Annotated in this window: 6 protein-coding genes; 3 read left to right on the plus strand and 3 right to left on the minus strand. The window is 70.3% G+C overall.

Annotated features, from left to right (window positions below; translation table 11 throughout):
• The 3 genes from GBZ26_RS22220 to GBZ26_RS22230 form a co-directional block, all read right to left on the minus strand.
• Positions 1–1,406 (minus strand): response regulator (locus GBZ26_RS22220; protein ID WP_247884868.1); only part of this gene is annotated, 1,406 nt, incomplete at its 3' end.
• Between the two features lie 96 nt (positions 1,407–1,502).
• Positions 1,503–1,985: an MmcB family DNA repair protein gene (locus GBZ26_RS22225; RefSeq protein ID WP_174440727.1), complete on the minus strand. Its 483-nt coding sequence runs from the start codon at positions 1,983–1,985 to the stop codon at positions 1,503–1,505.
• Positions 1,986–2,080: 95 nt separating this feature from the next.
• Positions 2,081–3,352 carry a sensor histidine kinase gene (locus GBZ26_RS22230; RefSeq protein ID WP_343207222.1) on the minus strand — a complete coding sequence of 424 codons (1,272 nt, stop codon included), beginning with the start codon at positions 3,350–3,352 and terminating at the stop codon, positions 2,081–2,083.
• 329 nt (positions 3,353–3,681) lie between these two features.
• Here GBZ26_RS22230 and GBZ26_RS22235 point away from each other — a divergent pair, with 329 nt between their 5' ends.
• The 3 genes from GBZ26_RS22235 (at position 3,682) to GBZ26_RS22245 (ending at position 9,670) form a co-directional block, all read left to right on the plus strand.
• Positions 3,682–5,157 carry a hybrid sensor histidine kinase/response regulator gene (locus GBZ26_RS22235; RefSeq protein WP_345772058.1) on the plus strand — a complete coding sequence of 492 codons (1,476 nt, stop codon included), beginning with the start codon at positions 3,682–3,684 and terminating at the stop codon, positions 5,155–5,157.
• 244 nt (positions 5,158–5,401) lie between these two features.
• The gene (locus GBZ26_RS22240) at positions 5,402–7,642 is read left to right on the plus strand and encodes a CHASE domain-containing sensor histidine kinase (protein WP_174440729.1); all 2,241 of its coding nucleotides are present in this window, start codon (positions 5,402–5,404) and stop codon (positions 7,640–7,642) included.
• Between the two features lie 573 nt (positions 7,643–8,215).
• Complete coding sequence (locus tag GBZ26_RS22245; protein WP_425514927.1) at positions 8,216–9,670, plus strand: bifunctional enoyl-CoA hydratase/phosphate acetyltransferase; 1,455 nt, start codon at positions 8,216–8,218, stop codon at positions 9,668–9,670.
• The last annotated feature ends 143 nt before the right edge of the window (positions 9,671–9,813 follow it).

A 9,813-nucleotide genomic window follows, 5' to 3' on the forward strand; every position in this document is an offset into this window, starting at 1 on the left:
CGGTGTCCTCCCCCGGCCTCCTCGTATGGGTATATGCCACAGGCCCCACTCCCGCCCTCCCCCGCCCCCATGCTTCCCGCCCCACGGGGCAGGCCCCGGATGCGGCGGGTCCCCTCGACGCCGTCCATGTCCGGCATCTGCCCGTCCATCAGGACGAGGTCGTAGCGTTCCCGCTCCGCCGCCGCCAGGGCGGCCCGGCCGTTGCCCACCACCGTCACCTCGTGACCGGCGCGGCGCAGCAGCGCGGCCACGGCCTGCTGGCTGACCGGCTCGTCCTCCGCCAGCAGGACGCGCAGCGAGGGCCGGTCGCTCGTCGCGCCGGCCTGCTCCGTCTTGTCCGGATCGGGCGGCGCGCTGCGCTGGGCACGGGTCTGCGCGATGCCCAGGCCGACCGCCAGGACCGCCAATCCGGTGAGCAGCCCGACCCCGGCGGGGGCGGCGGCGGACAATTCGCCCCCCGCCCGCGGGATGTTCGGTGCGCCCATCCCATCCCGCAGACCGTCCCGCAGGGCCAGCGCACCGCGGCCGGCCCTGCGGGCGAGGTCGCTGGCGGTGCCGCTCAGCAGCGTGGCGATCCCCGCCGCCTTGGCGGTCAGCGCCTCCTGTTCCTGCCACAGGTCGAAAACATTCTGCTCGTCCATTCCCAGCGCGACGAGCTGGCGCGCGGCGTCGGCGCGGCGGGGGCTGGCGGCGTCGATCGGCAGATCGTTCAGGGCGTCGAACAGCGCACCCGCGGCCTTGCGGAAATCGGCCCGCGCCCCGGCGGCCGAGACCGGCGCCGTCCCGGCGGCGAGCAGCCGGAGGGCCACCGCCTGCCGTGAGCCGTCGATCCGGCGGATGGTGTCGTCGTCCTGTGATGCCGTGTGCACGGCGGCAAGCGCCGCCGCCAGCGCCTCGCTGCGGCCCGCCACCTGTTCGGTGAGGTCCTGGAGGCTGCTCCGCCCGGCCAGCCGGCGCTCCACCGTGGCGTTCAGCTCGTCCGCTTCCGCGCGGAGGGCCAAGGCGGCGAACCGCAGTTCCGCATGCCAATCCCGCGGCAGGGCCTCCAGCATGGCGGTGAGCTGTTGCGTCCTCTGGCGCAGCGCGTTGTGGGCGGTCAAACGGCGCTGGGCAGTGCCTGCCGATTCCAGCTCCGCCGCGCTGGAAGACAGCCCGGCGGCCAGCTCCGCGACGCGCATGAGGTCGAGCGCCTCATCCAGGCTCCGGGCGGCCTGGCCGCGGGCACGGGCATCCGTCTCGGCCAGGGCGAGCCAGACGGAGCCGCCGGCGCCGGCACCGGCCAGCAACGCGGCCAGGGCCAATCCACCGATCCAAGGGGCGCCGACCCTGAGGGGGCCCATCCGCAGGCTGTTGCGCCGATGGTGCGTCTGCGCCGCAGCGGCTGGCCCGACGTCCTTCGCGTGCATGTCCGCCTGCCCGTTCCCGTTCGTGGCGCAGATTACACCGGCTTGGCGAGGCTTTGCCATGGACCTTCGGTCGGATTGAACGGGTGCGCCGGGCGCTCACACCGGCGAGGTGTCCTGGGTCCAGGACGGGTCCTCGATCCGGTGCAGGCGTCCGGCTCCGGTGAGCGCGGCGCGCAGGGTCAGCGCCTTGCGCCGCGCCGGGGCCAGCCGGTGTTCCGGCGCCTCGCGCAGGATTTCAGCGCCATAGGCGTCGGCGACCATCAGGCCGCAGTCGTCGGGAATCATCTCTGCCGGGAAGGCATCGTCCACGGCGAAGTAGAAGGCGTCGCACCAGTCCCGGTACTCCGGCCATTTCTGGTCGGAGCGGAAGTCGGCCACGCAGCTTTTCACCTCGACGATGACGACGGTGCCGGCGCCGTCCATCGCCAGGACGTCGGCACGGCGGCCGCTGGCCAGCCGGAACTCCGCCATGCTGACGAAGCCGCGCGCGGCCAACGCCCGGCGCACCCCACGGAAGATCGGAACGGCGCCGCTCGCCGGGATCGGCGGCTCATCGCCCTGCAACAGGATATCAGCCATGCAAAAACAGAACAGTTCGGGAACGGAACGGCACAATGACCCGGCTGCGTGCCTTTGCCAAGGCACTTTCGTCGAATACAGACGGCGCGAAAGGGTCAGGCGCGGGCGCCCGCGTGGGTCATGCCGTAGGAGGCCGCCCCATGAGAGGCGGCCCCATGAGAGGCGGAATGAGGCAGGCTGCGCCGCGGCGGGAACATCAGGATGGCGGTCGTGCCGGCGCCAGGCTCGCTGTACAGGTCCAGTCGACCGCCGTGCATCTCCATCAGCCGCTTGACCACAGGCAGGCCGATGCCGGTCCCGGTGGCGCCGCGGGGGACAGCCATGTCGGCGCTGCCGAAGGGCTCCAGGACGCGGGCCAATTCGTCCTCCCCGATGCCGGCGCCGGTGTCGGCCACCATCAGCCCGATTCCGCCGTCCGGCATGGGGCTGGCCGACAGCATCACCTGCCCGCCCGACGGGGTGAACTTCACCGCGTTCGACAGCAGGTTGGTCAGCATCCGCTGGAGCGCCCGGGCGTCGCCGTAGAGGAGGGGCAGGTCCCTGGACAGATCCTCCCCGATGTCCACGCCGCGGGCCGCGGCCTTGTCGCCCACCTGGGTCAGCGCCTGACGGGCGGCATCGGCCACATTGATGGCCTCCTCCTGCATTTCCGTCCGTGCGGTCTCGCTCTGCGACAGGTCGAGGATGCCGTCGATCAGCGAGAGAAGATGCGTGCCGCTGGCGTGGATGTCCGCGGCGTAGCTGCGGTAGCGGGGGGAGCCGAGCGGGCCGAAGGTCTCCGCCAGCAGCACTTCGGAAAAGCCCAGCACCGCGTTCAGGGGGGTGCGCAGCTCGTGACTCATGTGCGCCAGGAATTCCGCCTTGGCCCGGTGGGCGCGGTCCGATTCCGGCACGGCGGGAACCTCGGGACCAAGCTCCACGAGGGTCACGCAGACGGACGGCGCCGCAATGCCGGCGTCGAACGGGGTCGCGGCGATCCGCCAGCGCGCCCCGCCGGGAGCCATCACCAGGCGCCGCACCGCCTGCTTCTCGGCCAGGCAGTCGGCCAGGCAGGCAAACAGACCGGCTTCCCCGCCATCCTGAAGATCGTCCGCGCGCAGCCGGCGCCCGGCCAGGGGATGCCCGAACAGCCGCTCCGCCGCGCGGTTGGCCGTCAGCCATTCGAAATCGCCGATGGTGCCCGTGGCGTCACGGACCGCGGCCAGGACGCCGATTCCATCAGCGAGGGCCGCCATCGCCGCACCGGCCAAAGCATCGCCGGCCAATCCACCGGTACCCGTCCATCCGCCGCCCGAAAGCGCAGGATTCTCCGCGCCGGCCGGCGTCGCCGCCTCCGGCAGTCGGTCGCGGAAAGGGGTTTCGGTCACGGCATCCATTGGTCGCATAGTCGAAAAGATTCGAGAAACATGCAACCGACAAATTGCGACAATCCATCGTGTTATTGTGAGGTTGCGGCGTCAATTCAGCGCCTTTTCTTGACTTTTAAATAAAAATACGTCGAACTGTTCGGGTGGCCAGCGGCTTCGGGCGTTGTGCCGGATCGTTCTTGCGGCGGGGGCGTGCTGCGGCCCGATTATCCTGCAGGGGTCGGACGAACGGCGGGCTTGATCCTGGACGCCGCTTCCGTAGCCTGGATTGCACGGGGCCGCTTGCGGTCGCCGGGAAAACCGCGTGCACGCAATGGGGGATGCCGCCCGTGACGAGCGAGGGAGCATATCGGCAAGGCGCGGGACGGCGTGGCGCGGTCCTGGTCTTCGACGCCAACGACCGGCTGTCCGCCTGGAACGAGGAGGCGGAGGCGCTGCCCAGCGCCGGGCGCCTCTTGATCCAGGGCGCCTTGCCGGAAACTCTGGCCCCTCTTTTTCGCGGTCTGCCGGCCGGCCACACCGTCATCGACTGGCCGCTCAGCGGCGGGGGGTTCGTCCGTCGCACCGCCGGAGAGGGCCCCGGCGGAGAGAGCGCCACCGCGAACGGGGCCACGGCGGGGGCGGATCTGTCGGGCCGGCTGTTCGCCGCGGCCAGCCACGACCTGCGCCAGCCGCTGGCCGCCCTGTCGCTGCTGCTGGGGGCGCTGGAAGGGCGGCTCGACGGGGCGGCCAGCGGCGGCGGGAAGAGCGCCGCAGGGCGGGGCGGCACCCTGAACGATCCGGCGGCGCGCGACCTGCTGAACGCCATGGGCAACGCGGTGCAGTCGCTGCGCGGCATGGTGGACGGGCATTTCGACCTCGTGCGGCTGGAGGCCGGTCTGGTGCAGCCGGACATCGGCACGCCCGTGGTCAATGGCCTCCTGACCCGGGTCGCGCTTGATGCGGCTCCCCGCTTCGACGGGCGGGGGCTGCGCTTCTCGGTGCTGCCCTGCTCGGTGCGGGTCGCCACCGACGCCTCGCTTCTGGAGCGCATTCTCCAGGGATTCATCGCCAACACCCTGCGCCACACCGAACGGGGGCGGGTCGTGCTCGGCTGCCGCCGCCGGGGACCGGACCTGCGGATCGAACTGTGGTCCACCGGGCGCGGACTGCTGCCCGAACATCTGCGCACCCTGCGGGCGGAACTCCAGCGCCCGGACGGCGCGGGCGATCCGTCGGTGATCGACCTCGGGCTGCGGCTGGCCTGCGGGTTGGCGCGGCGGCTGGGGCACCGGTTGGAGGTGACCTCGGCACCCGGCCGCGGCACGATGCTGGCGGTGCTGGTGCCGCGGGCCGCGGATGGCGCGGACGAGCCGCCGGCGCTCGCGGAGTCCGCCAGCCCCGCCGGAGTCAACGTCATGGCGCCCAGCGAGGATGTCAGCCGCGCCCGCGTTCTCGTCATCGAGGACGACCCGATGGTGCTGGAGGCGCTGGGCGCGCTGCTCGGCCAGTGGGGCTGCGCGGTGATCGCCGCGGACTCGGTGGACGCCGCGCTGGAGCGTCTGGGCCCCGGTCCGCAGGCGCCCGATCTCGTCATCTCCGATCTGCGGCTGAAGGGTGCGATGAACGGAATCGTCGCCATCCGGCAGATCGGCAAGGCGCTCGACGCCACGCTGCCCGGCCTGATCCTGACCGGAGACACCGACCCGATGCGCCTGCGCGAGGCGCGGCTGTCGGGCTATCCGCTGCTTCACAAGCCGGTGGCGCCGATGGCCCTGCGAGGCGCCGTGGCGCGGCTTCTCGGTCGCGAGCGACTGAAGTCCTGAGAAGGTTTCGGGTCGCTTCCGACGCTTGGGTGCGGCGTTGCGCGCTGTATTGCAGAATCGACATCGAAATGAGAGCGCAATCCCTCTGCAAATGACAATCAATAGTCGGGACGCTCCGTATCCTCGCCGGAACCGACTATCCATTTGGGAGGATAAGGGCTTTTCCATTAACGAGGCGCCGGACTGCTTGCTATAGTCGGATGATCCGACGATTTTGGTGAAAACGCCGTTGGGAACGGGTGCAATGCCGCTGCTGGCCAGAAAGGGGCGGGTCTCGTTTGCGGTTCCGGTGCTGGTCGCCGCGGGCCTGACGCTGACCTTTGGCGCCTTTTTCCAGATGCGCGCCGCCAACCGGGAGGCGGAGCGCGCGCAGCACGAGCGGCAGTTCGCCCAGTTCCATGACGCCCTGACGGAGCGGATCGGCAGCCATGCGCTGCTGCTGCGCACGTTGCGCTCGGCCTTTTCGGACCCCCGTCCGGCCACCCGCGACGGATTCTCGGCGGCGGTCCGGCCGATCATGTCGCTCTATCCCGGCTTGTGGTCGGTCGTCTGGGTAAGCCGGGTGCCCGCGGCGGAGGTTCCTGCGCTGGAGGCGGCGATGCGGGCCGCCGGCCGCCGGGATTTCGCCGTCCGGGACGCGGGCGAGACGGGCGGCGACATCCCCGGCACGGCCCCGACGGCCACCCATGGGGATCTGTTCGTCAACACGCTGATGGAGCCGGAGCGGGGCGGGGCCTTCGGTCAGGGGATCAACATCCTGTCCCTGCCCAACCGGGCGGAGGTGCTGGCGCGGGCCTGCGCGTCGGGCGAACTGACGGCGACGGAGGCGCTGCCGCCGCGTCCGCGGGGGGAGACCGGGCGCAGCATCGGCCTGTATCTTCCCGTTTACCGCTACCCCGTGGACGAGATGGACGGGGCGGATCGCTGCGCGGAAATCGTCGGCTATGTCTCCTCGGTCTTCGGCATCACCCGCCTTCTGGAGGAGGCGGGCAACCGTGTGGACGGCCTGCATGGGGCCGTGTACCTGCTTGACGGGCCGGCGGGTGACGGCGGGCGCGTCCTGGCGTCCCGCGACGTTGCCGTCCCGTCCGCGAACCAGGAGGGCGTTCCCTTCGGCGAGCTTCGCAAGGGCGGCGAGGCGGTGCTCGAGCGCGATCTGGTGATCGGCGGGCGGCGCTGGACCCTTGCGCTGGCGATTCCGCCCGAACCGCGGCTGGTGCCGGTGGATTATCCGGCCTGGATCGTCCTGGGGATGGGGTTGCTGCTGACCGGCGCGCTGGCCGGCTACACCCGGCGCGAGGCGCAGGCCAAGCGCTTTCTGGTGACCGAGGCCCGCGCCCGCGCCGCCATGGCCCGCGCGTTGCGCGAAAGCGAGGAACGGTTCCGCATGGCGCTGCGCCATTCGCGGGTCGCCGTCTTCAGCCTGGACCGCAACCTTCGCTACATGTGGATGTACAACCCGCAGACCGGACGGGCGGCGGAAACCTTCATCGGCCGGACCAACGCCGAAATCCACGCGCCGGACGACGCGGCGCGGCTGGACGCGGTGAAGCGGGCCGTGCTGGACACCGGAACCGGCTCCCGGCAGGAGGTCCGCGTCGGGTCGGCGCCCGGCGCGGAGCAGGTGTTCGACCTGATCGTCGAACCGCTGAGGGATGACGCCGGAGGGGTGTCGGGCGTGATCTGCGCCGCCATCGACATCTCCGACGGCGTGCGCATCCGCGAGGCGCTGGCCGAGGCGCACGCCGAGGCGGAGCGGGCCAACCGGGCCAAGTCGCGCTTCCTCGCCGCGGCCAGCCATGACCTGCGCCAGCCTTTCCAGGCGATGAGCCTGTTCCACCACATCCTGTCCGCCCGCCTGTCGGACGCCAAGCAGCTGGAGGTGGCCGGAAAGCTGGGGGAGGCGATCGCCGCCGGCAACACGCTGCTCAACACGCTGCTCGACACCTCCGCGCTGGAGGCCGGCAACGTCAAGCCGCGTCCCACCGTCTTCCCGTTCCAGGACATTGCCGACCGGCTGAACCGCGAATTCGCGGAGCAGGCGGCCAACAAGGGCATGGTCCTACGCATGGTGCCGACCTCCGCCTATGTGCTCAGCGATCCGGTGCTGCTGGAGCGCATGGTGCGCAACCTGCTGGTCAACGCGCTGCGCTACGCCGAAACCGGGACGATCCTGCTGGGCTGCCGGCGCCGCGACGGGCACACGCTGGTGGAGGTGTGGGATACCGGGCCGGGCATTCCCGCCGACCAGCTCAAATTGATCTTCGACGATTTCTACCGCTGCGGCTCCGACCAGCGGGACAGCGGGCGCGGGCTGGGACTCGGGCTGTCGATCGTCCGGCGCACCGCGCAGATCCTGGGCCATCAGGTCGACGTGCGGTCGCGCGTGGGCAAGGGCACGGTCTTCTCCATTTCCGTGGTGATGGTCGGCGACCGTCACAACCCGTTGCCCGAAGAACCCACCACGTCGGTGGCGAGCGCCTGAGCCTCCCGCCATGCGCACGGCGTGTGTGTGCGCCGCGGAATCGGCAGGGATGGGTCGGTTCCATGGTCAATTTTTCACGGAAAGCTCAACATTCCGCCAATCGAGCGCTCCAACGCGCAAGGTCTTGCCATGCTGCGCCTGCTCAGTGATACAATGCTGCGCGAGCGGATTGTGTTACCGGAAAGTAAACGGAATCCGTCTTCCAACCGCTTGACATAGGTCATGGGGTGAGACCTTCGGCCGTCGTAAGACCGTGACGGAACGACATTTCCGCCGATCGGCAAAGACGGGCGGCGTGGGGTGCGGCGAGGCGGCGAGATCGGCGGTGGCAGAGGGGTGCGACATTGTTGCACCGCAACGGAACCGTGAAATGCGCCACCCTGTCACATCTCTTTCACGGTGCCACGCTATTCAGGGCACCCCGAACCGGCCCTTGGCGGGCGGCTCCTCCCGGGCCGGCCGATCCAGGGGTCCAACAAAAAGGCCGCGGACGACAGGGCGATCCGCAGGCCGGGAGGATTCGGCCCGGGGATCATGCGATTCCGAGCCGCTATCCGATTGAGGAGCTTCTCTATGGACCGTGTTACCGCGCCCGCCACCCCCGACTTCGGCAAGAACGGCTCATCCGCCATGATCGAGAACGTCACCTTCGAGGAAATCCAGATCGGCCAGCAGGCAAGCCTGTCGCGGCGCCTGACCATGTCCGACATCGAGCTGTTCGCCACGGTGTCCGGCGACATCAACCCCGCCCACCTCGACGAGGAGTATGCGGCGGACAGCCAGTTCCACAAGGTGATCGGTCACGGCATGTGGTCGGGCTCGCTGATCTCCGCCGTTCTGGGCACGCTGCTGCCGGGTCCGGGGACGATCTACATGGGTCAGGACCTGCGCTTCAAGCGCCCGGTGGGCCTGGGCGACGTCATCACCGTGACGGTCACCGCCAAGGAGAAGCACGCCGAGAAGAACATCGTCGTCTTCGATTGCGTGGCCCGCAACCAGGACGGCAAGGAGGTCGTCTCCGGCCTCGCCGAGGTGATCGCGCCGACCAGGAAGGTCCGCCGCGCCGCGCACGAGCTGCCGCAGGTCCAGGTCATCCGCCACGACGGCCATGACGAGCTGCTGGGCAAGACCGAATCGCTGCCCCCGGTGCCGACCGCCGTCGTCCATCCCTGCGACGAGAGCTCGCTGAAGGGCGCCGTCGAGGCCGCCGAGGCCAACCTGATCGACCCGGTGCTGATCGGACCGGCCTCCAAGATCAAGTCGGTCGCCGAGGCCCATGGGCTGGACATCAGCCGTTACCGCATCGTCGACGTGGCGCATTCCCACGCCTCGGCCGAGACCGGCGTCCGGCTGGCCCGCTCCGGCGAGTGCGAGGCGGTGATGAAGGGCAGCCTGCACACCGACGAGCTGATGGCCGAGGTCGTCCGCAAGGAAACCGGCCTGCGCACCGGCCGGCGGCTCAGCCACGTCTTCGTGATGAACGTGCCGACCTACCCGCGCACGCTTCTCATCACCGACGCGGCGATCAACATCTACCCGACCTTGGAAGACAAGGTGGACATCGTCCAGAACGCCATCGACCTCGCCAAGGTGCTGGGCGTCGAGACGCCGCGCGTCGCCATCCTGTCGGCGGTCGAGACGGTGAACCCGAAGATCGCCTCGACGCTGGAAGCCGCCGCGCTCTGCAAGATGGCCGACCGCGGCCAGATCAAGGGCGGCATCCTCGACGGCCCGCTGGCCTTCGACAACGCCATCAGCCTGGAGGCCGCCCGCACCAAGGGCATCGTGTCCGAGGTCGCCGGTCAGGCCGACATCCTGCTCGTCCCCGATCTGGAGGCCGGCAACATGCTGGCCAAGCAGCTCTCCTTCCTGGCGAACTCCGACGCCGCCGGCATCGTGCTCGGCGCCCGCGTGCCGATCATCCTGACCAGCCGCGCCGACAACGTGCGCACCCGTCTGGCGTCCTGCGCCGTGGCCGTCCTGGCCGCCGCCGCCCGCCGCCGTGGCGCCGCCGCCGCGGCCGAGTGAGAGGGGCGACCGTCATGACCAGCCAGAACGCGGGTGGCGGCAACGCCATCCTGGTCATCAACGCCGGCTCCTCCAGCCTGAAATTCTCGGTCTTCCGGGAAATCGGGGCGGTGGGCGCCTCTTCTCAACATCTTCACCGTCGG

It is taken from the genome of Azospirillum formosense (assembly GCF_013340925.1).
Lineage (GTDB): Bacteria > Pseudomonadota > Alphaproteobacteria > Azospirillales > Azospirillaceae > Azospirillum > Azospirillum formosense.

Excerpts from the sequence above, each read along its gene's own strand:
- GBZ26_RS22245 (WP_425514927.1), top strand. The coding sequence starts at position 8,216 with ATGGACCGTGTTACCGCGCCCGCCACCCCCGACTTCGGCAAGAACGGC.
- GBZ26_RS22240 (WP_174440729.1), top strand. The coding sequence starts at position 5,402 with ATGCCGCTGCTGGCCAGAAAGGGGCGGGTCTCGTTTGCGGTTCCGGTG.
- GBZ26_RS22225 (WP_174440727.1), bottom strand. The coding sequence starts at position 1,985 with ATGGCTGATATCCTGTTGCAGGGCGATGAGCCGCCGATCCCGGCGAGC.